This is a genomic window from Clostridium beijerinckii, assembly GCF_018223745.1.
In the GTDB taxonomy this organism is placed as follows: Bacteria; Bacillota; Clostridia; order Clostridiales; family Clostridiaceae; genus Clostridium; species Clostridium beijerinckii.
This window is the reverse complement of sequence record NZ_CP073653.1, coordinates 3,684,195-3,709,476: the sequence shown is the minus strand read 5'-3', so window position 1 is coordinate 3,709,476 and position 25,282 is coordinate 3,684,195. Positions and strand designations below refer to the sequence as shown.

At 29.5% G+C, this 25,282-nt stretch carries 30 protein-coding genes; 24 read left to right on the top strand and 6 right to left on the bottom strand.

Annotated features, from left to right (window positions below; translation table 11 throughout):
* Positions 1-82: 82 nt before the first annotated feature.
* Complete coding sequence (locus KEC93_RS16670; protein ID WP_236886673.1) at positions 83-739, bottom strand: Crp/Fnr family transcriptional regulator; 657 nt, start codon at positions 737-739, stop codon at positions 83-85.
* A 76-nt stretch (positions 740-815) separates the two neighbouring features.
* On the opposite strand from KEC93_RS16670, the gene KEC93_RS16665 reads away from it, so the two are divergent.
* From KEC93_RS16665 to KEC93_RS16645, 5 genes are all read left to right on the top strand, one after another.
* Positions 816-1,688, top strand: a complete 873-nt coding sequence (locus KEC93_RS16665; RefSeq protein WP_077869346.1) for a YitT family protein — start codon at positions 816-818, stop codon at positions 1,686-1,688.
* 99 nt (positions 1,689-1,787) lie between these two features.
* On the top strand, positions 1,788-2,183 hold the full coding sequence (locus KEC93_RS16660; protein ID WP_077869345.1) for a hypothetical protein: 396 nt from the start codon (positions 1,788-1,790) through the stop codon (positions 2,181-2,183).
* 117 nt (positions 2,184-2,300) lie between these two features.
* On the top strand, positions 2,301-2,510 hold the full coding sequence (locus KEC93_RS16655; RefSeq protein WP_012059430.1) for an alpha/beta-type small acid-soluble spore protein: 210 nt from the start codon (positions 2,301-2,303) through the stop codon (positions 2,508-2,510).
* Between the two features lie 305 nt (positions 2,511-2,815).
* Complete coding sequence (locus KEC93_RS16650; RefSeq protein WP_242960335.1) at positions 2,816-3,535, top strand: DedA family protein; 720 nt, start codon at positions 2,816-2,818, stop codon at positions 3,533-3,535.
* A 157-nt stretch (positions 3,536-3,692) separates the two neighbouring features.
* The gene (locus KEC93_RS16645; protein WP_077869343.1) at positions 3,693-4,385 is read left to right on the top strand and encodes an MBL fold metallo-hydrolase; all 693 of its coding nucleotides are present in this window, start codon (positions 3,693-3,695) and stop codon (positions 4,383-4,385) included.
* A 125-nt stretch (positions 4,386-4,510) separates the two neighbouring features.
* Here KEC93_RS16645 and KEC93_RS16640 read toward each other — a convergent pair whose 3' ends face one another.
* Entirely contained in the window at positions 4,511-4,675 is a 165-nt protein-coding gene (locus KEC93_RS16640; RefSeq protein WP_023973835.1) for a hypothetical protein, read from the bottom strand.
* Positions 4,676-5,258: 583 nt separating this feature from the next.
* On the opposite strand from KEC93_RS16640, the gene KEC93_RS16635 reads away from it, so the two are divergent.
* Positions 5,259-5,423 (top strand): aspartyl-phosphate phosphatase Spo0E family protein, encoded by a 165-nt coding sequence (locus KEC93_RS16635; protein WP_012059427.1) that lies wholly within the window; start codon positions 5,259-5,261, stop codon positions 5,421-5,423.
* 730 nt (positions 5,424-6,153) lie between these two features.
* Here the strand turns inward: KEC93_RS16635 and KEC93_RS16630 are convergent.
* The gene (locus tag KEC93_RS16630) at positions 6,154-6,729 is read right to left on the bottom strand and encodes a class I SAM-dependent methyltransferase (protein ID WP_077869342.1); all 576 of its coding nucleotides are present in this window, start codon (positions 6,727-6,729) and stop codon (positions 6,154-6,156) included.
* Positions 6,730-7,062: 333 nt separating this feature from the next.
* Here KEC93_RS16630 and KEC93_RS16625 point away from each other — a divergent pair, with 333 nt between their 5' ends.
* The gene (locus KEC93_RS16625) at positions 7,063-8,619 is read left to right on the top strand and encodes a peptidoglycan-binding domain-containing protein (protein ID WP_238893217.1); all 1,557 of its coding nucleotides are present in this window, start codon (positions 7,063-7,065) and stop codon (positions 8,617-8,619) included.
* 57 nt (positions 8,620-8,676) lie between these two features.
* On the opposite strand, the gene KEC93_RS16620 is transcribed toward KEC93_RS16625, so the two are convergent.
* A complete protein-coding gene (locus KEC93_RS16620; RefSeq protein ID WP_077869341.1) occupies positions 8,677-10,074 on the bottom strand; it encodes an aspartate ammonia-lyase in 1,398 nt (465 codons plus the stop codon).
* A 155-nt stretch (positions 10,075-10,229) separates the two neighbouring features.
* On the opposite strand from KEC93_RS16620, the gene hydF reads away from it, so the two are divergent.
* Positions 10,230-11,468 carry a [FeFe] hydrogenase H-cluster maturation GTPase HydF gene (hydF, locus tag KEC93_RS16615; RefSeq protein ID WP_023973830.1) on the top strand — a complete coding sequence of 413 codons (1,239 nt, stop codon included), beginning with the start codon at positions 10,230-10,232 and terminating at the stop codon, positions 11,466-11,468.
* Here hydF and KEC93_RS16610 read toward each other — a convergent pair.
* Positions 11,465-11,695, bottom strand: a complete 231-nt coding sequence (locus KEC93_RS16610; protein ID WP_111944669.1) for a hypothetical protein — start codon at positions 11,693-11,695, stop codon at positions 11,465-11,467. The two genes, hydF and KEC93_RS16610, sit on opposite strands and share 4 nt — an antisense overlap.
* Positions 11,696-11,839: 144 nt before the next feature.
* Here KEC93_RS16610 and KEC93_RS16605 point away from each other — a divergent pair, with 144 nt between their 5' ends.
* From KEC93_RS16605 to KEC93_RS16555, 11 genes are all read left to right on the top strand, one after another.
* A complete protein-coding gene (locus KEC93_RS16605; protein ID WP_077869340.1) occupies positions 11,840-12,457 on the top strand; it encodes a DUF3267 domain-containing protein in 618 nt (205 codons plus the stop codon).
* 145 nt (positions 12,458-12,602) lie between these two features.
* Entirely contained in the window at positions 12,603-12,929 is a 327-nt protein-coding gene (locus KEC93_RS16600) for a CPCC family cysteine-rich protein (RefSeq protein WP_077869339.1), read from the top strand.
* Positions 12,930-13,080: 151 nt separating this feature from the next.
* Entirely contained in the window at positions 13,081-13,557 is a 477-nt protein-coding gene (locus tag KEC93_RS16595; RefSeq protein ID WP_171780648.1) for a DUF5301 domain-containing protein, read from the top strand.
* Between the two features lie 127 nt (positions 13,558-13,684).
* Positions 13,685-13,969, top strand: coding sequence for a YjcN family protein (locus KEC93_RS16590; RefSeq protein WP_077869338.1), 285 nt, complete (start codon positions 13,685-13,687; stop codon positions 13,967-13,969).
* Positions 13,970-14,208: 239 nt separating this feature from the next.
* Positions 14,209-14,502: a hypothetical protein gene (locus KEC93_RS16585; protein ID WP_077869337.1), complete on the top strand. Its 294-nt coding sequence runs from the start codon at positions 14,209-14,211 to the stop codon at positions 14,500-14,502.
* 584 nt (positions 14,503-15,086) lie between these two features.
* Entirely contained in the window at positions 15,087-15,251 is a 165-nt protein-coding gene (locus tag KEC93_RS16580; RefSeq protein ID WP_172462698.1) for a hypothetical protein, read from the top strand.
* A 24-nt stretch (positions 15,252-15,275) separates the two neighbouring features.
* A complete protein-coding gene (locus tag KEC93_RS26745) occupies positions 15,276-16,082 on the top strand; it encodes a hypothetical protein (protein ID WP_077869336.1) in 807 nt (268 codons plus the stop codon).
* A 599-nt stretch (positions 16,083-16,681) separates the two neighbouring features.
* Positions 16,682-17,347, top strand: a complete 666-nt coding sequence (locus KEC93_RS16570) for a Type 1 glutamine amidotransferase-like domain-containing protein (RefSeq protein WP_077869335.1) — start codon at positions 16,682-16,684, stop codon at positions 17,345-17,347.
* Between the two features lie 201 nt (positions 17,348-17,548).
* Positions 17,549-18,808: a glycosyltransferase gene (locus KEC93_RS16565; protein WP_077869334.1), complete on the top strand. Its 1,260-nt coding sequence runs from the start codon at positions 17,549-17,551 to the stop codon at positions 18,806-18,808.
* A gap of 303 nt (positions 18,809-19,111) precedes the next feature.
* Positions 19,112-19,999 (top strand): alpha/beta fold hydrolase, encoded by an 888-nt coding sequence (locus KEC93_RS16560; protein WP_077869333.1) that lies wholly within the window; start codon positions 19,112-19,114, stop codon positions 19,997-19,999.
* A 148-nt stretch (positions 20,000-20,147) separates the two neighbouring features.
* Entirely contained in the window at positions 20,148-20,534 is a 387-nt protein-coding gene (locus KEC93_RS16555) for a VOC family protein (protein WP_077869332.1), read from the top strand.
* Between the two features lie 209 nt (positions 20,535-20,743).
* Here the strand turns inward: KEC93_RS16555 and KEC93_RS16550 are convergent, their stop codons facing one another.
* Complete coding sequence (locus tag KEC93_RS16550) at positions 20,744-21,373, bottom strand: class I SAM-dependent methyltransferase (protein WP_077869331.1); 630 nt, start codon at positions 21,371-21,373, stop codon at positions 20,744-20,746.
* A 441-nt stretch (positions 21,374-21,814) separates the two neighbouring features.
* Between KEC93_RS16550 and KEC93_RS16545 the strand changes: the two genes are divergently transcribed.
* From KEC93_RS16545 to KEC93_RS16525, 5 genes are all read left to right on the top strand, one after another.
* Positions 21,815-22,420, top strand: coding sequence for a WecB/TagA/CpsF family glycosyltransferase (locus KEC93_RS16545; RefSeq protein ID WP_077869330.1), 606 nt, complete (start codon positions 21,815-21,817; stop codon positions 22,418-22,420).
* A gap of 92 nt (positions 22,421-22,512) precedes the next feature.
* On the top strand, positions 22,513-22,971 hold the full coding sequence (locus tag KEC93_RS16540; protein WP_077869329.1) for an NUDIX hydrolase: 459 nt from the start codon (positions 22,513-22,515) through the stop codon (positions 22,969-22,971).
* A 211-nt stretch (positions 22,972-23,182) separates the two neighbouring features.
* Positions 23,183-23,941, top strand: coding sequence for a nucleoside phosphorylase (locus KEC93_RS16535; RefSeq protein WP_077869328.1), 759 nt, complete (start codon positions 23,183-23,185; stop codon positions 23,939-23,941).
* 93 nt (positions 23,942-24,034) lie between these two features.
* Positions 24,035-24,424, top strand: a complete 390-nt coding sequence (locus KEC93_RS16530) for a hypothetical protein (RefSeq protein WP_065418304.1) — start codon at positions 24,035-24,037, stop codon at positions 24,422-24,424.
* A 157-nt stretch (positions 24,425-24,581) separates the two neighbouring features.
* Complete coding sequence (locus KEC93_RS16525) at positions 24,582-25,190, top strand: DJ-1/PfpI family protein (protein ID WP_077869327.1); 609 nt, start codon at positions 24,582-24,584, stop codon at positions 25,188-25,190.
* Positions 25,191-25,282 lie beyond the last annotated feature (92 nt).

Genomic DNA, 25,282 nt, shown 5'->3' with positions numbered 1-25,282 from the left:
GGAAATCCCACTTATAATTTTTATAGGCTATATTTCAACATTATATTAAAACATAGCCTATTTTTAAGATAATTTTAGCCTTTTACTCTACATATTTAATTAAAGCTTCTCGTTCTAGTATTATTACCTTTTTATATTTTAGTTTAATATATCCTAGTTTGCTAAAGTAGTTTAATATCTTGGTGGTTGTAACTCTATTTAGACCAATGCAAGAAGCGATTTCTTCATGAGAATAAGGAATGCAATCTTCGCTTATATTTTTATCTTTATTAGGAACAGCTGTCTGTTGCAATAAAAAATTAGCTACCTTTTCATAACGATTATAAAAGTAAGCTTGGTTAAGCAGACTTGAAAGATGATTACATGTATTTGAAAGCAACTGAAAAAGCAGAATCATCAATTCTTTTGATTGAGTTAGGTAAGGATACAGATCTTCTAATGAACAAGAAATCAATTCAACATCATTAACCGCACTTACTGTAGTAGGCTGTTTTGAACTTTGAATGAAAGATGATTCACCAAATATTCTACCTTTTTCAACTATCTCTATTGTAATTTCACTACCGTCTTTTGAAGAAGAATATACTCTTACTCGGCCAGCCTTTATTAAGTATAAATGGGTTGCGTTATCATCTTGCATATAGATAATATCATTCTTATTATATGTTAATGATTTTCCAACTTTTTCAAAATAATAATATAATTCTTCTGGAATTTTTATTTTATCCAAATTTTTCACCTTCTTTTATGAGATTGTAACATAGATTACATTTTTGTTTCAAGTATTATGGTATTCTGTGTCTTGGGGTGATAATATGAAAGGAAAAATCAATAGTTTAATTTACATTCTTCTAGGGAATATATTAATAGCTTTTGCTATTAGCACATTAATATTAGAGAATAATATTATTGTTGGTGGAGTTACAGGATTAGGAAGAGTGATAAATCATTTTACTGGGGCAAGCTTGACAATAGTTGTGTACATTATAAGCATTGCATTATTTTTATCGGCATTATTTTTTTTAGGAAAGAAATTTGCTTTATCTACTTTAGTATCTACATTTTTATTTCCTATTCTTTTGGACTTTTTTGAAAAGCATGAAAATTTGCATCATTATTGCAATGATATATTATTATCATGTGTCCTTGCAGGATGCTTAATAGGAATAGGAGCAGGACTTATATTAAAAGCAAATGCATCATCTGGTGGAATTGATATTATAGGAATTATAATAAATAAAAAATTTAATACTCCAGTTCATATCACTTTAAATGTCATTGATTTATGCATTTTAACTTTGCAGATTACATTTTCAAGTGCTACTAATGTATTGTATGGTCTGGTTGTTGTATTTTTAACTTATTTTATGTTAAATAAGACTTTAACTTTTGGAAAAGAAATGATACAAGTAGTTATTATGAGCGATCATTATGATGAAATAAAAAAGGCTATTATCTCAGAGGCAGATACAGGAGTAACTTTATTGCATGCAGAAAAAGGATACTCAAAAGTTGAAGCTAAAGCTATCAGCACAGTTATTCCAGCTGAGAAGCTGCAAAAAGTAAAAAATATTGTTAATAAAATTGATTATAGCGCTTTTATAACAGTATCAGACGTTAGGGAAGTTGGGGGAAGAGGATATACTCTAAATCGTGCATATGACAATTTAGATGTGTCTACAACGTAATTAATAAAGAATGATTAATAATAGTAATTTAAATGCTCAAGGTGAAATATTTATACTAAAATTGATAATTTAAAGGATGCTATAAAGCCCAATACAATAATGTATTTAAAGAATAGTTTAAAATCACAGCTTGGAAAGTATGTTAAAGAAAAAGATCCCAAGCCAATAAATAATTTTATAGAATTTTTTAAAGCTGCATATCCTGAAAATAGTAGAAGAAAAGATTTTACATGGGTGTTAATGGATATAAACAGTATATCAGAGGAGCAGGCATGGACTACTTTAACTTATATTAATAGAGAGTGTCTAAGTAATTCTATGGAACTAAGTTCTGCTGAAAAAAAAGACATAATAGAAGTAATTAAGAAATTGATTGCTAAAGGAAATGTTAAATTTATAAATAATATGAAAAGTCTTAAACAATTCACTGATATTTTAGGAATAAATATCATAAATGATGGTAAAGGATTCAAAGTAAAACATAAGATTATCTAAAGTTATCTAATACAAGCTATCTGTACTACTTTTGTTAATATTTTTATAGATTATAATTTATCATACTGGTTAATATATTACTGCAAACAAAATATTAATTAAGGGAGGTAGATGTATATGTCATCAAATAATAGTGGAAGAAACAGAACATTAGTACCAGAAGCAAAACAAGGATTAAACAGATTAAAAACTGAGGTTGCTTCAGAAGTAGGATTACATGATTACGAAAATCAAGATAAAGGAAATTTATCTTCAAGACAAAATGGATACGTTGGCGGATACATGGTTAAGCACATGATTGAAAGCTACGAACAAGGTTTAAAGTAATTAGTAACATAGAATAATAGAAAACCATTTCTTCGCAATATAATAACTATCCCCTTGCGGTTAAAAAGCCAGCAGAGCAATATAACATTGTTATATTTGTTCTGTTGGCTTTTTATAATGTTTAAAGGAATATATGCTAAATGATTAAACTATGCAAAATAAATGAAAAGAGGTTATAATTAGTAATATAATAAATGCATTAATTCCAAATAAATCATATTTGCTTGCGACTCTTTATCAAATATGGAGAATTAAGATAAGATTTATTGCGAAGGAAGTATGCAGAAAATTATTAAGCCGTGGAAGTGAGAGTATTGGATCATGTTATAGAATTGTTTAATCATTATGGATATATAGCAGTGCTTATAAGTTTAGCGTTAGAATTAATAGCATTTCCTTTGCCTGGTGAGGCACTAATGACTTATTGTGGATATGTTGTTTATATGAATAAAATGAGTTATCTGCTCAGCATTATAGTGGCTACAAGTGGGGCTATAATAGGTATTACTATATCATATTTCATTGGCAGGGCATTAGAAATAAAATTAATTGAGAAATATGGATCTTATATTCATCTAAATAAAAATAGGATGGATAAGATTTCAACATGGTATCAAAAATATGGTGGTATATTGCTGATTGTAGCATATTTTATTCCAGGAATAAGGCATATTACAGGCTACTTTTCTGGCATGACTAAGGTATCATATAAGAAGTTTGCGATTAGTGCATATTTAGGTGCATTCATATGGACTACTACATTTATATCTTTGGGAAGGGTTCTTGGAGCAAACTGGAATAAATATAATGAAATATCAAAATGGTATCTATTAATAGCAGTTTTAATCGCTATATTATTAATACTTCTTTATATAAGCTATAAGGAAAAAATAAGTGTGCTTTCTAAGTTTCTAAAAGAAGAGTTTTGCAAAATATTTTATTCAATGCTTAAAGTAAAGGTATTGGTTACTGGATTAGCAGTTTTATTTTTGATATTTATAGTTGTTATGATAGGATTTATTTAAGATTAGTAAGTTAAGATTTGATAGAGAGTAAAAAATAAAATATATTCGCCAGTGATTTTGCTTGTCTTAAAGAATTGATTATTTAAGTTAAATTGGTGAAGATTACTCTTGTGGATGTAGAGCATGAGATGAAATTTATAAAAAAAGGATGATGCAAATGAATATTACATATGTTGAACATAGCTGTTTTTCAGTTGAACTTGATAAAGTAGTTTTGATATTTGATTATTTTAAAGGTCAGCTTCCAGATTTTGAGCCAGAAAAGACAATATACGTGTTTTCAAGCCATAATCACCATGATCATTTTAATATAGATATTTTTCAGTTATTAAATAAATATCCAAATGTTGTGTACATTTTTTCAAAAGATATCAAGAAGAAATTTGGTAGAAAATTTTTTAATACTCATGGTGTTGTTGATGAGGTTTATGAAAAAATAGAATTTATAGATATTAATAAAACTCTTGAAATATCAGATTTGAAAATAGAGACATTAAATTCAACAGATGAGGGCGTAGCATTTATTGTAACAGCAGAAGATAAAACAATTTATCATGCGGGAGATCTTAATCTATGGTGGTGGAATGGAAGGGATCAAAAGGACAATGAAAGTGCAAGAGAAAGATTTGAAGAAGAAATTAATAAGATCAAGAATAGACATTTTGATGCTGCATTTGTAGTTTTAGACCCTAGGCAAGGGGACGAATTTTACTTAGGATTTGATTATTTCATGAAAAACACTAATACAGATAAAGTGTTTCCAATTCATTTTTGGGGAGACAGCTCCGTAATAGAACGATTAAAGGAAATGAAATGTTCAGAAGATTACCGTAATAAAATATTTCTTTAATAAATTAAAAAAGAGTGAGTATTATGTTGTTAAGTTTTTTAACATATAACAAACAACAATTGGCACTCTTTTTTGCTTATTATATTTAGATATCTTGGACTACTTTAATAAATATAGATACATTGTTATTCAACTTTTTTAAATGGGATAACATTATTCTTTTTAGGCATATCTGTGAAATTATCATCTTCGATTTCCTTTTCAGTAAAACTTAAATCAAGATCTTTATTTAGTAGTTTGATAAATGATATAATTCTTTCTCTACGAGTTTGAAATAGCATTTTGTTCATTAAAATTCTCCTTTTCACAAAAATTAATATGAAAATAGCTTGCCCTCAAATGAATAAAATATTCAAAATTAGGCACAACAATTCTATAATTTTTAAAATATATAATTTAATAAAAATAGCCCCTTAATTAATAAGGGGCTGGTAAAAGAGAAGAATAATGGCCGGGGGTGCAATTTAATAAGTTTGAATGTTGTATCAAGAGTAGTCTATGAAACATTGTAATATATATTCAAGTTATAATTAGTAAAAATAGAGTTTTTAGGATAGATTGTTTTAATTTATTAATGACTACTCATAAGCACTTATTTTTAAGATATAAATTTACTTTTATATTTGATATTATGTATGAAATTGGTTAAACGTAGGCAAGATGTTATATTAATACTATTTTTTCTAATATTTTTAAAGAGTATAAGTGTAAGTTAAGGTTAATATATTAGTGTCAAAACAAATTAAAATAAATCAGTAGAAAATAGAAGCAAACCCTCCTTATGCAGCAATTTTGGCAACATACCTTACTGGTTTATCTGATAAAATTATAAAAAAATTCTTAAAGATATTAACAAATAAAGGAGAATTAATTATGGATTCTATAAACAAAATAGATAGGCAAATTTATGAGATGGAACAAAACCTTCTAAATATAATAAAGGAAAAAGTTGATTTGTTCGATCCTGAGGTAATTGTTGCAAGTCAACAATTAGATTCTATTTTGGACGAGTATAGCCATTTAATTCAATTAAGCTAGATTAGAAATCTAGATAAAAAAGAGTTCTTATAAAGAGGGGCTCTTTTTTTGTGATATAAATATAGATAAACCAAGTATGGATTAGAATCATACATATAGCCAACCGAAAGTAAAAACATTGTTGCTTCGCAGGACTATAAAAATTTCGCTGAAAGTGCTAAATTGCAGGTTGTCGCCACTTGTGCTTGCTCCCATTTTCAGTGTGACAAGCACAAGTAGAACAACCTACAATAAAGCACTTTTAACAGCTCATTTTTAAATGCCTGCTGCATAAAAATGTTTCTACTTTCTAGTATTGTATTTATTGTAAAGTATAAATGAAGTTCTTAAATTGTTTATCCATATAGACAAGCTTTTACTTATACCTTTGATTTACATGAGTTAGCTTGCTTTATATGTCAATTTCTTAGCTTGGATATATATAAAAATATAGATAACACAATCATAAACTATACTTGAACCATGAAGTATTTTCCAACCAGAAATGAGTAACATACTTTTGTGGAATGTTTCGTTGGTAATTTTGATGGCTGTGATTCTTTGGCTACAAGTTGTTCCAAATGTGCTAGTTCAAAGCTTGTTCTTTGAGGCTAGCACTTTGGGGGCAACTTCATAGCCTTGGAATCACCCAGCAGAATTACCTAGAAACTGGAACAAAAGTATGCTATTCATTTCGGTGAGGCATACCCATAAGTTCAGGTATTAGTTGGTTTATCAATAGAAATTGATTTTATTTTTGGGCGATTATTCCGTAGAAGTCTTCACCAATATCTATAGTTGATATGGTTGAAAAATTAAGTTCATCCAATAGTTTTATTAGATCCATCCTGTCTAATCTACGTTCAATAGGAGGTCCAAAATTACTATCAATTTTTTCCCATTCAAGTATAGCAATTTTCCCTTCTGGGCATATTATTCTTTTTATTTCATTTAAAAATCTCTCTTTTTCTTCGACTTCATGAATTATATTACTTGCAAAAGCAAATGTGACCGAATTGCTTTCTAATTTTAAGTGATTTTCCTCTGTTAAAATAGTCTCAACATTTGATATGTTATTTTCAATTATTTTTTCTTCAACATCTTGCAACATTTCATCTGATATATCAAGTGCTAATATCTTACCGTTTTTTCCTACAATTTTAGAGGCGGGAATAGTAAAATATCCAATGCCGCATCCTATATCAGCCATTACATCTCCAGTCTGCAGATCAAGATTAATAAGTGTCTGTTCAGGTGGCAATATTTTTCTTCTCTTTTCATTTTCTATCTTGAGCGTGTCTTTTGCATCTAGTTTTTGTGTCATCATTTAAAAATACACCTCCTAAAATTTGTTTTAGGTACATGAAAGAAAGTAATAGACCAAAGATTCATAAGATATTTCGTATAGTTTCTCCACCAACACTACCGTTTTATCTTGAAGAAACTTTCCTTTATTCATGCTCTATTTGTCCTGTATGAGTTCAATTAAATTAAGCTGGAATATAAAATTCCAAATTAAAGGTTTCACATAAAAAGATATTAAGAGTACATAAATATTATGCACTTTCAGTAAATAATTATTAACCATAATTATATTTTTTAGTAATAAATATTGCATTTATTAAATATAATATCTTGAAAAAATAGAAAGAGGAATGTTATGGAGAATATAAGTAGTGGAAATGTTACAGGTAGTACTGGCGAAAATATGATACCAAATACAGCTGGAGGTTCAACTTTAAGTGCAGGAGGTGCTACAGGAAGCGCTGCTGGGAATGTCACAACACCAAGTACTGGAGGTGCTACATTAGGTGCAGGAAACATTACAGGAAGTGCCCCAGCAAATACTGGAACGACGCCAAGCACTGGAAGTGCTACACCAAAAATAGGTGGCTTGAAGATACAATGTTTCAGAGGAAACGATTATATTCCAGTAGATAGAGCTAGAATAACAGTAAGAGGACAATCTACTTTAGGTAATGATAGAACCATTGAGTTAGTTACTGATGTAGTTGGATTAACTAATATTATAGAACTACCGGCACCACCATTGGAATATTCCTTAAATCCTAATAGTAATCAAATACCTTATAGTTTATATGATATAACTGTTGAGAGAGAAGGGTTTAATCCTATAATAATAAGAGGATGCCAAGTGTTTCCTACAGAAATTGCATATCAGATATGTAATTTGCAACCTAATTTAGGCAGAGGCTCTATGAGACAAGAAGTTATAGACATACTGCCAAATACTTTGAATGGAAATTTTCCTCCTAAGATACCAGAGGCAGAAGATAAGCCATTACCACCGCCAACTTCAGGGGTTGTATTACCACAGCCTGTAGTGCCTGAATTTGTCATTGTTCATCAAGGTAGTCCAAATGATCCATCAGCACCAAATTATAAGGTGCCATTTAAAGATTATATTAAAAATGTTGCCTCATGTGAAATATATTCAACTTGGACAGGATCAGCTATAAGAGCAAATATTTTCTGTATTGTATCATTCACATTAAATAGAATATTTACTGAATGGTATAGAGGTAAGGGAAAAAATTTCGATATTACAAGTTCCACAGCTTATGATCAAGCATTTAATTATGGCAGAAATATTTATGATAACATAAGTGAAATTGTAGATGAAATCTTTTCAACATATATAAGAAGAGTTGGAAGAAAGCAGCCGCTTTTTGCACAATATTGCGATGGAAAGAGCGTTACTTGTCCTAACTGGTTAAGTCAATGGGGAAGTCAGGAATTGTCACGCCAAGGTCTTGGACCATACGATATATTAACACGTTACTATGGAAATAATATTGAATTAACTACAGCTGAGAAGGTTGCAGGAATACCAATGTCATACCCAGGAAGAGAATTAACACTTGGGTCATCTGGACCAGCTGTAAGAGTAATTCAAGGTCAATTAAACAGAATAGCAAGAAATTATCCGCTCATTCCTAAGATAGCTGAAGATGGAAAATATGGACCAAAGACAGCTGCAGCAGTTAAAACATTTCAACAAATATTTACATTACCTCAAACAGGAGTAGTTGATTATGCAACATGGTATAGGATATCAGATATTTATGTTGGAGTAACAAAACTTGCAGAACTTAATACAACTGAATCAAGCAGAAGCTTTGGAATGAATGAATTTAGACCACCAGTTATACCTGGATTTGATAATGAAAGGAATATTCCAAGATTTTATTATTAAAATAAAAGTGTGCCCTTTAGAGTAAAAATATACTTTAAAGGGCACATTCAATTTGTTTTATTTTCCTGGGATATGGGTTCTTATTAATTCAGTTGGAGATAATATTTTATCAATGATATCTTCAGGTAATATTTGTTCTTCTAGAAGAATCTCTCTTATGGTTTTTCCAGTGGCTAAGGCTTTTTTTGATATTAAGCTGGCTTTATCATAACCTAGGTGAGGAACTAAGGATGTTGCAGAAACTAAGGAATTTTCTAGGTTTTCTAAGCATCTATCCTCATCCATTTTTAGATCATTTATGCATTTATCTTTAAAAAGTGTGACGCTTCTTTCAAGAAGTTCTAGAGATTCAAGTAGACATTCTGCTATAAGTGGAGTAAAAGCGTTTAGTTCTAATTGTCCCATAGAACTTGCCATGGTTATGGCGCTGTCATTAGAAATAACTCTTAAGCTTACTTGAGCAACCATCTCAGGGATAACAGGATTAACTTTTCCTGGCATAATTGTTGAGCCTGCCTGCATCTTAGGAAGAAGTACTTCTCCTATTCCACCACGAGGACCAGAATTAAGGAGCCTCAAATCATTTGAAATCTTAAGAAGATTTACGCTGCACGATTTTAAAAGTCCAGAAGTTTCTACGAATATATCACAGTTTTGTGTAATGTCCATAGGGTAATCAGATCTTGCTATTCCAAGGCCAGTAAGGTTTTGGATAATATCTGTCATCATAAATACATATTTATTTGTAGCATTTAAACCTGTACCTATAGCTGTACCACCAAGGTTTATCTGTCTTAATCTTTCTTCTACTTTGTATATTCTCCATCTGTCTCTTTCGATAGCTTTAGAATATGCTCCAAAGCTTTGCCCCGCAGTCATTGGAAGTGCATCCATTAACTGAGTTCTTCCAAGCTTTATTATATCTGAAAATTCATTTTCCTTAATTTGAAGAGCTTCTTGCAAACTTGATAAAGAATCACTTAATTTTCTTATTAATCTAATTGCCGCAATTCTAAGGGCAGAAGGGTAAACATCATTAGTTGATTGTGACATATTAACATGGTTAAGAGGATGAACTAAATTGTAGTCCCCTTTAACGCCTCCTAACAATTCAATAGCTCTGTTAGCAATAACTTCATTTACATTCATGTTAGTAGATGTACCAGCTCCACCTTGAAATGCACTAAGTTTAAATTCATAATCAAATTTTCCGTATATAACTTCTTCGCTTGCTTTTATTATTGCATCGGCTTTTTCAGGGTCAAGAAATTTTAAGGTTTTATTTGTCATAGCAGCTGCTTTTTTAATAAGGGCAATTTCTCGTATTAAATTTAGATTTACACTTTTGCTGTTTAAATCAAAATTCTCCAAAGCTCTTGCTGTATTTATTCCACTATATGTAGAATTATCAATATTTCTTTCACCTAATACATCTTGTTCTAATCTATAATTCAAAATGAACACTCCTTAATATTTTTGTACTGATAATAAATCATCAATAAATAAAGAATTATTTTGCAATGTATATCTTTATATTTTATATTATAATAGAATAGGCAACTTAAAAAAATATTTTTGAGTAATTAAAATTAATTCAAAGGAGAAATAATATGAGTTTAAATACAACACCGTCTGGAGAAAGAGTACATATTGCTCTATTTGGTATGACAAACGCTGGAAAATCAAGTATTATAAATGCACTTACAAATCAAGAAATTTCAATTGTTTCTGATGTTAAGGGGACAACTACAGACCCTGTTTATAAAGCTATAGAAATTCTTCCGATAGGACCTTGTATGATTATTGATACAGCAGGACTTGACGATGAAAGTGAATTAGGTGAGTCAAGAAAAAAGAAAACTATTGAAGTTTTATCAAAAACAGATGTTGCATTAGTAGTGGTAGATGCTACTGTTGGAGTTACTGAGAATGATAGATCAATAATAGATCAAATAAAGGAAAAGAAGATACCTACAATTTGTATTTTTAATAAGGCAGATAAGAAAAGCATAGAAAAAGAGGAATTGGCTGAGATAGAAAAGACAATTGGAACTACTGTTGTTTCAGTTTCTGCATTAAATAAAAATGGAATAGATGAGCTTAAGCAAAAAATTATAAGCGTAATACCAGATAATGAAGATAAATTTAAATTAGTTGGAGACCTTATAAGCCCAGGAGATTTAGTTGTTCTTGTTACGCCTATTGATAAGGCAGCTCCTAAAGGAAGATTAATCCTTCCTCAGCAGCAAACAATAAGAGACATAATTGAAAGTGATGCCATAGCTATTGTAACAAAAGAGCATGAGTTAAGAGAAACTCTTGAAAATTTAAAGAAAAAACCTAAACTTGTTATAACAGATTCACAAGTTTTCTTAAAGGCATCAGCAGATACGCCTAAAGATATAATGCTTACATCATTTTCAATATTGCAAGCAAGATATAAGGGAGATCTTATGGAACTTGTAAAAGGAGCTAAAGCAGTAGAAAGTTTAGAAGATGGGGATTACGTATTAATCTCAGAAGGATGCACTCATCACAGACAATGTGATGATATTGGAACAGTTAAAATACCAAGATGGGTACGTCAGATGACAGGAAAACAAATTAATTTTGAATATTCTTCTGGAAATTCATTTACTGATGATGTTAAGAAATACAAACTTATCATTCATTGTGGAGGCTGCATGTTAAATAGAGCTGCTATGCTTTCAAGAATTGGTAATGCAGTTAAATATGAAATACCAATTGTAAATTATGGAGTATTAATAGGATATGTTCAAGGAATTCTAGAAAGAGCACTTGAACCTTTCCCAATGGCAAAAGCAATATATGATGGAGATTTTAATTAGGAAGAATTTATGCAGTAACTTACCGAAATAAGAATTATGCTGTTGTTCCAGTTTCTAAGGAAATTATGATGGATGATTCTAAGATCAGTTGCGTCCAATATGCTAGCATCAAAGGCAGGCTTTGAACTAGCATAATTCTTATTTCTAGTTAGTATATATTTCATGAGCATATATGGAACAAGCATAGATTCAACTTCAGTTGATATCCACATAAATTCGACTCTCATTTTCAAATTCCTGCTACATAAAAATGTTTCTACTTTCTAGTTGAAGCATTTTTCTTTATATAAATCTAGTTTTATGTAGTAACTTACCGAAATAAGGATTATTCAATAAAAATCAACTATGTTTTGATGAAAGGATTTTAATTAATGAGATATTTAAAGAAAATACCTTCTGCAGATAAGGAAGTTAGTATTAAGCTAATATCAGAGGGATGGACAAAACTAAAAGAACCCTCTAATTTGGGTATAGCAATGTTACTATCAGTGCCTTTTATGCTTATAAATGGGATTATATCTATTGCTATTTCCTATTATTTATATCCACAATTGAAAGAAATTTTTAGTAGTAGTGGGCATGGCTTTAGTATTAATTTCACAGTAAATTTATTTACTCTTATATACATTGTTGCAATTTTCATCTTTATGACTATACATGAATTTCTTCACGCTTGTTTTATACCTAATGTATTTAAATCAAGTCAAATATATTGGGGGATAAATGGCTTTTTCGGATTTGTTTACACTACTGAAAAAGTCAAAAAGAGCAGATTTTTAATTATTTCTATTATGCCTTTCATTTTGCTGTCAGTTGTATTACCTTTTATTCTGAATTTTTTCGGATGGTTAAATGGATTCACTATATTTCTATGCTTATTAAATGCAATGGGTTCATGTGTCGACTGTCTGAATATATATTTAGTAGCAATTCAAGTTCCAAAGGGTTCATATATTGTTAATAATGGATTTGAAACATATTTTAAGTAATTTAGGATTATGAACTTAATGGTCCTTTTTTGCGTAGCAATTGCTATAAAACATATTCTTTGAAAATTGAATAATGTGATATTTACAAAATATGTTATAATATCTATATTAAATAAATCATAATTTTAGAGATGATAAAAAGATTATGGATAAAGGAGAATATGTGAAATATAAATGTTTGTGTTGTGGCTATATGACATTAGAAACACGTGCTGAATTTGATATATGTCCTGTTTGTTTTTGGGAAGATGATGCGTATATTATTATGGATGAAAAATTCAATTCAATTACATCATTATATAATGAAACAGAAGATGTTTCACAAGAAAAATTATTAGATATAAAATCAGGTGCTAACCACGGGCTAACTTTACGAGAAGGACAAGAAAATTATAAAAAATACGGTGCATGTGAAAATGATATGAAAAAGCATGTTCGAAAACCAAGAAAAAGTGAGTTTTCTACTGAATAGAAGTTTTACAAATCAAAAGTTGAAAAGTATATTATTATCACATTATTATTAATGGCTTTGTGATATTTTGGAGTTACATAGTACTAAAATAAAACGTAATAGTAAATTATTGAGAAGTAAGTATAATTCGCATCTTGTGAAGGAGAATAATATGAATAGAAAGATGAAATGTTTAGTTGTTGTAACAATTTGTATTGTTGTTGCCGTAGGTTTGATTTTTATGTTAAGGGAAAGTCAACTAGAAGTGCCTAAGTCAAAACAATTAAGTAGTGTTGAATTTATCAATATTAGCCATTGTCAAGGTGTTGAAAAGATTACTATTTCTAAACAATCAGATATAGATAATTTGCTAAATATATTGAAAAATTCAAATAAGACAAGTAAAGATAGTGTTTCGAATTTTCCGGATAAAACAAAATTTACTCTAATTGGTTTGAATTTTATAAATGGGGGGACTAGTTGGAGGTCATTCTATGAAGAGAATGATGATATTTACGTGGATCAGCCTTACGTTGGAATTTTTAAATTAAATTCCAACGATTTAAATCTACTAAATGAAATTATGAAAAGTGGAAGTAAAGAAAGTATTTCAATACGAGTTGATGATATACTAAAAAACAACTTCTAAGAAAATGAGTATCATGTTGTAGTAGATAAATTATAAAGTTATGTCATGGTATTCTTAAATTGCGTCATAACAGTAAATTTATTGTTGATTAATAGAGTGGAATTTTTATAAAGGAGGGGAGAAGTAAGTGAAAGTATTAAAGAAGTGTATTATCTTTGTAATAATAGTGTTGGCGTTTTCAGGAAGTTATTTATTTTGCAATTCAACACCTGAAAAGTCAATAAGAACACACTTGTTTTTTAACGGATATTTAGCAAAGGCGTTAAAAACAGATATATATATGAGTAATGAGATACCATGGAAAGGTAAATATTACTGTGAAAATCCAGGAATTGGACCTGATTTTATAGCCGTAGAGAAAAGTAATTTAGGATTATGGTATGTTGACCTAAAAAATAGTGGAGGTGGCTAATGTTATAAAGAGCAAATGTATATTTTTTCTTAAATCATAAATTGTTAAAATCAAATAACAAATTATAAAATAGTATTATTTAATACATTGGCTTTATGAGTTTTTAGTGCGCAATCAAACCAACTCATAAAACGTAATGGTAAATAAAAAAACGTACATTTTAATATTTGAAAAATATGTTATAATTGGAATACAATGTTATTAAGTCATTTTATTTATAGATGGGGAAGAGTATTTTTATGAAAAGTTATTATTATTTTTTAGCACTTGCAACATATGTAGTATCCTTTTTAATATGTTTTAATATCTGCTTAAAAGTAGATATAGAAAAATTTATATGTGATAAAATAAGCAGAAGAGTTTGTTTGGTTATAATTGCTTTTTTATTTAGTAGTGTTGGTTCTTTAGTCATAAATGGTTTAAATATTGCAAGAGAATACAGATCTTTGATTGATTGTTTTTTTATTGCTGGACCAGCGACGGCTCTTTTTGTTTGGGCAATACCAGTAAAAATAAATCGTAATCATCCATGAGTAACAATTAATACAAGTAAAGACTAGATTGAAATATTACATGATCATCTAGAAGTTGCAGTGTTTTTTTGCATGATTTAGACATAATACACAATGATCTTATATTGAGCATTATAGGTGGACAATCTAAGCTATAATTTCTTCAAGCTATATTTCAACATAATATTAAAACACAGCCAAAATAAAAATACCAACATTTCTATTTAAGAAAAGTTGGTATTTTTATTTTTACCATAATAGTTGATATTAGCATACCTACATAAGTTTTAAAGCACACATATATGCTATCAGATCATATATGTGTGCTGCAACTAAATATATTAGTAATTATATTTAGTGATTCAAATGGATTAAAGTATCTTATACAAATAAATAAATAATAAAAGCTAAAAACTTTATAGGTCAGAGTAATGTATTACCCTCAAACATTGGAATAAAAGGCTTAAAAATAGAGAGCCAGTATATGTATGTTATGTGTAATATTTTGTAATTAATGTTATAATAAGTGTTGTGTAAAGCTATAATCTAATTAATAATAGTAATTTATTATGTATAAATAAAAAATGAAATTGAGGTAAGTAGAAATGAAAAATTTAAATAAAATAATAGCGACTTCATTGGTAGTAACTTCGATACTTACATTAAATAAAATAGTAGCAAATGCAGAATGGAAACAGGATTCTAATGGATGGTGGAATACAGAAGGTAGCCCATGGTCAATAGGTTGGAAAGAGATTGACGGAAAGTGATATTACTTTGATAACAACGGATATATGAAAATAGGTTGGCTGCAAAATGGAGATAAGTGGTATTATTTATCTGCTAGTGGTGCTATGGTCCAAAATACAACAATTGATGGATATAACATAGGTTTTGATGGCGCATGGATTCAGGCTGAGCAAAGTAATACATCAAATTCAGAAAGTAGTGGAAAAGTCACAACTATTGATGATTTCACGAGCATTTTGAAATTAAACGGATATAAATTAGAAGTGAAGGATGCAGATGAAGATTTCTTACCAACTACAAGAAAAATAATAACTTTTGGTAATGAACAACTAGTTGTGTATATATATAATAGCAATACAGAAATGGAAAAAGACTCACTAAATATTAATAAAGATGGATTTGGATATACAATTACTGAACCATGGGGGGAAGAAAAATCAAAAAGTGCTAGTTGGAGTTCATATCCTCACTTCTTTAAAAAGGGAAATATTATTGTTCAGTATATTGGAAAGAATGAGAAAATCATTTCTGATTTAAAGAGCATTTTGGGAGAACAGTTTGCAGGAATTAAAGAATGTAGTGATATAAGTTCATCAGAACAAGATATTAGAGAAATTGCATTTAATCAATTAGATTCAGAAACCCAAAAGAAAGTAAAAGGAACATGGAAAGATAGTAAAATTTCTATAAAAACTATAACAGGAGGAGTTGGACTTACTGATGAGTCTTATTGGGGAAAGGATGCATATTGTGTTGAATTTATATTAGATGTTAATTATGTTCCTAATAATATTTTTGTGTTTATAGGAATGGATAATCATAAAATAATAGGATATGGGCTTGTAGATTAGATGAAAATAGTTAATGCATTACATGTAGATTTAACTTAGTAGATTATGAAAATGTTCTTTGAAAATTGAATGGTGTGATATTTACAAAATATGCTATAATACTAAAAGGTGAATAGTAATTTGAGAGGAGGATTTAAATGAATATTGCTCTTTGGATTGCAATAGGTGCTACTTTTTTATGCATTTTTGTTGCTAACAATAAAAAAGGTAAGAAGAGATAAATTCCAATTCGTAGAGTTACTTATATATGTTATTATATCTGAAAATTTAATAGTAAATTAGAGTATCGCACTATTCATAAAGCTAAGAATAGATTTGCGATATTTTTTATGTGCAATTCTAAAATAAAGGGGATTAAATTATGAAAGCATATAAGTGTAGCAAGTGTACTTAATTGTAGCACTTGGATGAAAGAGTTAATCGATCTATAGGAATCGGTCCAAGACCAAACCATATAGAAAAAGGTAATACTGAACTTTGAAAAAAAGATTTTAAACCAATTAAAAAGCAATGCCATGAAAAGTTTAGTTAGGAATAGTTCGGCATACTATTATAAAACATAGTAGTAAATTGTTGTGAATTAATAAGGAGGGATATTTATGGTAAATATGTTGTTTAGTTTATATAACTTTCATGAAAGTTGGGCAAAAGATATAGTATCGAAATATATAAATTCTAATGATAAAGTTTTAATAATCCCATTTTCATTTGGCGAAAATATAAGTAGTGATAATGATTGGCAGAACGCCTATAGTAAGAATAATGGTAGATATTATGAAAGTATTGTTGTTCTATTTTTGAATTACGGAATTGAAGAAGAAAATATAAATTGGATAAATTATTTTAAAGATACAGAGGAAAATGCGAAAGTCAAAATAAAAAATGCCAACATAATATTTTTTACTGGTGGTCTGCCAGATAAAATGATGTTACGCCTTAAAGAGTTTAATCTTATTGATGATATTGAAAATTTTACAGGTGTTATTATTGGCAGTAGTGCAGGAGCAATGATCCAAATATCAGAATATCACATTACTCCAGATGAAGATTATGAAATATTTACATACAATACGGGACTAAATTTGATTAAGGATTTTGATATTGAAGTTCACTATGAAGAAACTGAAATTCAGAATAAATACATTAATAAGGTATTAGAAGAAAAAAGAGAGAAAGTATACGCAATTACAAATACCGGTGGAATAATTATTGATAATAAAAAAATAACCTTATTAGGGGATATTCAAACATTTAGCAAGCTGTAATACACAATCTGTAGAAAGTTAGTATCAGATTAATTTAAATAATAATATCTTCATCATTTTCTTATAAAAAGTAATAGTAATATTATGTGAATTATCAGTTTCGTAATGGGACAGAATATATTAAGTGTAAGGACATAAGAAATATAAACAGGGGATAGTTTTAACTAACAACTGATTATATTGGTGAAGGAGAAACTATGTATGAAAGTAGTATTTTTAACATTAGGTAGCAGAGGCGATGTTCAACCATATGTTGCACTTGCAAAAGAACTCATAAAAAACAGGCATGAAGCATTGGTGTGCACTGGGGCGAGTTTTAAAAGTTTTGTACAGGAAAACGGTGTGAGTTTTTGTGAAGCTTCAGCAGACCTTATGGCTATCCTAGAGAGTGAGGAAGGAAAAAAGATTTTTAATGGCGGACACTATAATGTTTTTAGAATGTTAAAGTATGCAAAGGAAGTAATTACACCCGCATATAGAAAAAGCATGGATGACTTTTTAGAGGCTTCAAAAGGAGCAGATATCATAGTGTATCATCCTAAAGCACTAGGGGCAGTTGATATTGCTGAATATTTAAATATTCCCTGCATCAGTATGCCTCCTATTTCAATTGTTTATCCGATTACTGAATTCCCCAACCTGGCCATATCTGCTAATAAGAATTTTGGACCATTCTTAAATAAACTCTCTTATAAAGCTTCTTCACTTGGAGAGTTATCTTATATGAAACATATTAACGACTTCAGAAAAAAATCATTGCATTTACCAAAAAGAAAGGCAGGGGAGCTTGCGTTTAAAGTGAATGGGAAAAATATTCCGATAGTATATCCGATTAGCCCGTTTCTCTTTAAGGAAGTAGACACTTGGAGGGAGAATGTTTTTCTTTCAGGATTTTTCTTTTTAGATATAGTTGAAACTGAGCTTGATGATGAATTGGAGGATTTTCTGAAATCCGGTGTCAAGCCTATTGTTGTGTCTTTTAGCAGTATGCATCTAAAAGACCCTAAAATATTTAAAGATAAGTTGATTAAAGCATTAAAGGAGACCGGTAACAGAGCTATTGTTTTAACTGGAACAAGTGGTATGACTTTTGAAAATGATGATAATATTATGGCAGTAAAAAAAGCATCTCATAGACTACTATTTAGAAGAGCTAAATGTATTATTCATCATGGTGGAGTCGGAACTATGTCAGAGGCTCTCCTTAGTGGGGTTCCACAATTAATCATGCCATTTACTGTAGATCAGCCGTTTTGGGCTAACAGACTTTATTTAAAAGGACTTACTACACATCCATTAAAGGAAAAAAATCTTGAAGTATATGATTTAGTTAAAGCATTTAAAGAGATGGAAAATGATAGATATATTCGAAATGCTGAAGAAATTAAAAATATTATTGAATCTGAAAAAGGACTTGAAAATGCAGTAAAACATATTGAAAGAGTATACAAAACATTTTGAAAAGATAATATCAATTGTAAAGAAAGATAACTTTGCTGCATTACAAGATTAATTAAAGGTATAAGAGAATTAGGGGAAATGTTGATTTACATTTTTATTAAATCATGAATCAATAAAATAAAATGACAAATTGTGAAATCTTATTATTTAAGAGATTGAATTTACTATATTTTCAATGCATAATACTACTATAAAACGTAATAGTGAATTAATGCTAAATAATGATCGTTTATTTACAAATTGATAAAAAGACGTTTTATAGTAGTATATTAATAATAAAAATACAAAAGGGAGATGTATGCGATGGCACGCATAAATGCAAATGGAATACAAATTGAATATGAAATTTTTGGGGAGAAGACAAATCCTACTATAGTACTTATTGCAGGAAATGGTGCTCAGCTAAATTTTTGGGAACCAGATTTTTGTGAAATGCTTGCAAAGGAAAATTTACAAGTTATAAGGTTTGATAATCGCGATGCGGGATTGTCTACAAAATTCGATGCGGCTGTTATTCCTGATATGGAAAGAATATACCAGGCAGCGCAAGAGGGAAAACCAATTAATGTCGCCTATACATTGGAAGATATGGCTGATGATGTGGCTGGCTTATTAGATGCGCTCAATATAAAGAAGGCTCACATCTGGGGTGCTTCTATGGGAGGCATGATTGCCCAGGTTTTTGCTTATAAACACCCTTCACGTATATATAGTTTAATTTCCATTATGTCATCTACAGGTAATCCAAACAATCCACAAATATCACCAGAAACATTGAAGATTGTTACAGCAATGCCCCCAAATGGACGAGATGCATACATTGATTATACTTTACGTATGTGGAAAAATCTTTGGAGCGAAGGGTTTCCTTTTGAAGAGGAACGTGCAATACGATATACTGAAGAAAGCTATGATCGTTCTTATTATCCACAAGGAGCTGTACGCCAAAATGCGGCGTTGGTTGCTAATGGAGATAGAAGACAACACCTTTCATTATTAACAGTTCCAACACTGGTGATTCATGGAACAGCAGATCCATTGATTCCTGTTGAAGCAGGAAAAGATACAGCACGTACAATACCTAATGCTAAATTACTTTTGATTGAAGGAATGGGACGTGATATGCCTAAAGGAACGTGGAAATGCATAGTTGAAGCTATTGCTAATCTAGTAAACGACACGTCTCATTAATGTTAATGAGAAAAGATACAACCATGTTTATTATGTAAGCAGAAAGTGGATTGATTATTATCGCAAATTCCACGTTATAGTTAAATTATTTCACATTATTTTTTTAAAATGAACTATATGTTAAATTAAGAAAGGGGAAAAATATACGATGAAAGCACAAATTAATCTTATTACGATTTGGACAAATGATATAGAGAGAATGAAAGATTTCTATAATAAAGTTCTTGGATTTAGAATTGAAAATGATCTTGGTAATTATGTTGAATTTGAAAATGATGGAGTAAGGTTTGCTATTTGTATGAGAGATGTTATGTATGTGTATAGTGACGAATATAGGAAAGAGTCATTTGGACAGGGATTTGAACTTGCTTTCCCATGTGAAAGTCCTAATGATGTTGATGAATCATTTAAGACGTTAATCTCAAAGGGAGCGACTTCTGTTCACGAGCCACAAGATATGCCGTGGAATCAAAGAACAGCACTATTTGCTGACCCAGATGGAAATATACATGAAATTTTTGCAGAAATTAAATAATACGTAGTTTTTTTAAAATTAGTATTATAGATGGACAATCTCAACTATAATTTTTTAGGCTATATTTCAACATCATATTAAAACATAGGCAAAATAAAAATACCAACATTTCAATTTAAGAAAAGTTGGTATTTTTATTTTTGTCATAATAGTTAACTAGCACATCTACATAATTTTATTGTAAGCAAAAAAGTTTAGATTTATCAGATTTATATCTCTTTTCTGCATTTTATCATTAAAAAGTTTACTGGAGGTTTATCTGGATTATCCTTATATATGTCATCAATTTCTACAAAGTCTATAAGACCATAATTTCCGAATTCTTTCTCTATAGACTTAGAATTGTAGAAAAACAGTTTTACCCCATACGCTGTTTCATAATAATTTTCAGCAAGCTTCGTACCATTACCGTACATTGGAGCTTTTTCAGAAACGGCTGTAAAAATCATATATCCACCTGGTTTTAAATGGTTATAGCAATCATTAATAAACTTTTTTCTTTCATCCTCATTTAACAAATGAATAAGTGCAAAGCTAGCTACACCATCATAGAGTTTATTTTCAAAAGGCATATCTGATACTGAGCCATGATAAATTTTATTATTAATTCCATTTTCTCTTGCTATATTAATTGCTGTTTGAGAAATTTCGATTCCTGTAACTTCCATGTTATTATCAACAAATGGTTTTATATTTCTTCCATATCCAACACCTGGTATTAAGATATCTTTCAGATTATTTTCAGCAAAGTACTCTGCAACTACAATTGCAGTGCTTGATGGCTCAAAACCCCACATTGCTTGCTTTTCTGAAAAATTTTTTTCCCAAAACTCTGACATATAAACATCTCCTTTAAAATTTTTTTATAACTTTATTATTAATATAAATCTTATTTTTAAAGCAAAGATTATTTAAGTTATTTATAACCTAAATATAATTGTTTTAATCAAGTACATTGCAGACTGCATTTATCTATAATATATCCGTTTATGCTTTTAGTCAATACTTATTAATGATTAAGTAACTTTTATTATGTTTTTATGGAAACCTATAAACTTTATGGTCCAAAGTAATGTAGAGCATTAATAATATGAGAATAAAAGACTTAAAAATATAGAGCAGATATATGGATTGTATGTGTAATATTTTGTAAATAATGCTATAATAAGTGTTATACAAGTTGCAATCTAATGGATGATATTAATAAATAATATCGAAGTATTGCATTTAATATTTTTTGAAATTATTACTAATTGGATTTTAATAAAAGAGGATATGATATGGGCAGTTATGTAAATATTTTAGGGATAGATTTTTCAAAACTAAATCTAAAAGAAACAGTTGAATTAATTGATACAAAAATATCAGAAGGTAGCAATAGAATATTTCACTTAATTACTGTAAATCCAGAAATTGCAGTACAGATTCAAGAGGATCCGGAATTAAAGAAAATATCACTTGGTGCAGATCTAATAACTCCTGATGGAGTGGGAATTGTTTGGGCTTCAAGATTAAAAGGAAATCCTGTACCAGAACGTGTTACAGGTTATGATTTACTTTTAGAAACCATTAAAGTTGGAAATCAAAAAGGGTGGTCATTTTATCTGCTAGGTTCAGATGAAGAAGTAAACATGAAAGCATCTGAAAATATCAGGATTTCCAATCCAGATATTCTTATAGTTGCATTAGGGTCACCACTTGCTGACAAATGGATTTATAGTCATAAAAACGATATTAACCCTAAAGTCGTTTTTGGTGTAGGAGGAAGTCTAGATGTAATCGCTGGAAAAGTAAAGCGTACACCAGAAATTTTAAAAAAGTTAAATCTAGAATGGTTACATAGAAGGATAACCCAACCTTTATGTAGAGTTTTGAAATATGTGTAGTAGTAAGTATTATGTGGAACTTGGGGTTGATGCAGGGGAGCAAATTATGATGAACTAAATTCTATATTAAAAATAAATAATGGGAGGAAATTATGAGTAATTATATACTTGAGCTGAGAAAATTTGTTGGAAAAAGACCACTAATTCAGTGTGGAACGTGCGTAATTATTAGTAATCAAAATAAAATACTAATGCAGTTAAGAACTGATAACAAAAAATGGGGTTTGCCTGGTGGCTCAATAGAAATAGGTGAGAAAGTTGAAGAAACTGCTATTAGGGAAGTGAAAGAAGAAACAGGGTTGACAATATTTTTAAAGGATTTAAAATTATTTGGCGTTTTTTCAGGTGAGAGACAACATTATATATATCCTCATGGTGATGAAGTATATAATGTTGTTACCGTATTTACAACAAATGTATATGGTGGTGAATTACAGATAGATAATGAAGAAAGCAGTTCTTTAGAATTCTTTGAAATTGACAACTTACCAATTGATATTAGCCCTCCAGATATTGAAATTATAGAAAAATATATTGGTACCGTAATTTAATTTGCAGTCACTTAAAAGTAATGCAAATTATAAATCTTCGATTGCAGAAATAGATAGTAAGTTTCTAATATAATTGGGATAAACAAAATTTTTAAGTCTTGATAATACTGAATAAATAATAAATTAATATTGCAATTGCTATTGTAATTAAATGCAAAATAAAAATTATTAGATATAAACAAATTGTAATTTAAAAGGGAGAAACGATTTTATGATAACTAATACTTTTGATGATAAAACAGAAGCTATAATTAGCCCAGAAAATTTTTATGAAAAAAAAGAAAAAGTATGTGAGACTTGTATTGTAACTTTTTCAAATGTTGTAGTAGAAAATATTTTACAGACGTTTAGATGTGAAAAAATTGATGATATAATGTCAGCTAATGGATTAATTCCAATTTATAAATTGAATTACAAAGGAAAAGAAATTGCATTTTATATGACTATGATTTCATCAACAGGTGCTGGGACATGCATTGAAGAAGCTCGTTGCTTAATTGGTGCAAAAAAATATATAATGTTTGGTTCTTGTGGTTGTTTAGATAAAGAAATTACTGCAGGGAAAGTAATAATTCCAACAGAAGCATACCGTGATGAGGGCTTTTCTTATCACTATGTTCCAGCAGAAGATTACATAACAATTAGAAATGCTGATGTTATTGCAAAAGCATTTAAAGATATGGGAATTCCTTATGTAAAGGGGAAAACATGGACAACTGATGGCATTTATCGCGAAACGAAAGCTAACATGGAAAAAAGAAAAAAAGAAGGCTGTATTGCAGTAGAGATGGAATGTGCTGGTGTACAAGCCGTATGCGATTTTAGGGGACTTGAATACTATGATTTTTTGATTAGTGGTGATTTACTTGATTCTCAGGAATGGGATAGAAGAATATTAGGAAATGATGAAGAAAGGACTCATCAGTTGAAAAATTTTTATATAGCTTTGGAATTAGCTTTGAGAGTTTAACGAATTTTAATTTATAGTTGAGGTAATCAGCTATCTGTAGATAGAACGTAATAGTAAATTATTATGAATTAACGTTAGGAGAAGAATATTTTTATGAAAATAACATTTGAAAAATTAAGTAACTTTTCTCTAATATATATTAAATTAAAAGAGTCTAATGTCAAAGTCAAAACAATTCAGGATACCCTGTGTGAGCTATTATTTGATAAGGATAACAAATGGATAGGTATAAATATTTTTAATGAAAGCAAGTGCTGTGATGAGTTTATCCTTCCTAAGGTAAAGCGTATAGGAAACATAAATGTTCAGCGGACTGATGAAATGGTAACAATATTATTTAATGAAATGACTAATACATACAGTAAGAGAGAAGAGCTATGCAATGTTGATTATAATGAAAATGAATTTTTAGGAATTGAACTTATACTTAAAGGCTTTAATTGCAACACAGAAGTGATAGAGACATTTACGATATTTCGTTAAATGTGTAAGTATTTATAAATAGCATGTAAAGTTTATATTAAATGAAAAGCAGGTAATTAGTGTTATTTTGAGTGGGCATTACGGGCCGCACTTTTAAAATTAAGAATAATTGATGATGTGAGCTGTTTTTAAAATTATAAAATTGGGAGTTGATAACATGAATTATAGAGTTGATATACTTTTATTTGATGAATTTGAAACATTAGATGTATTTGGTCCTGTTGAAATATTTGGACGATTACCGGATATTTTTAAATTGAATTTTATATCGGTTGATGGTGGCATTATTGAAAGTTCTCAAAAAGTGAGAGTTGATACTGATTTATACACAAGAGACAATGATACTTTGAAAATTTTATTTGTACCAGGTGGAAGTGGTACAAGAGAAAAAGTTAATGATAATGATTTTATAAAATTCATTGAAAATATGTCCAAAGAATCAAAATATATAATTAGTGTATGCACAGGTTCAGCTTTACTTGCTAAAGCAGGAATTTTAAATGGGAAAAGAGCGACATCAAATAAAAGAGCATTTAAATGGGTTACAGAACAAAATGAAGATGTATTATGGGTAAAAGAAGCAAGATGGATAAAGGATGGTAACATATATACATCTTCTGGAGTATCCGCAGGAATTGATATGGCATTGGGTCTGATAGAAGACTTAATAGGAAAAGAAAAAGCATTAGAAATTAGTCAAAGCATTGAATATTCATGGAATGAAAATAGTAGCTATGATCCATTTTCTAAAAATATGAATGATTAGATAAGAAGTAGTAGAAGAGAGGAATTTCAATGCAAACAGTTATAGGTGTGATTTTTGTATTGATCATGATAATAATTGGCATGATTTTTGGG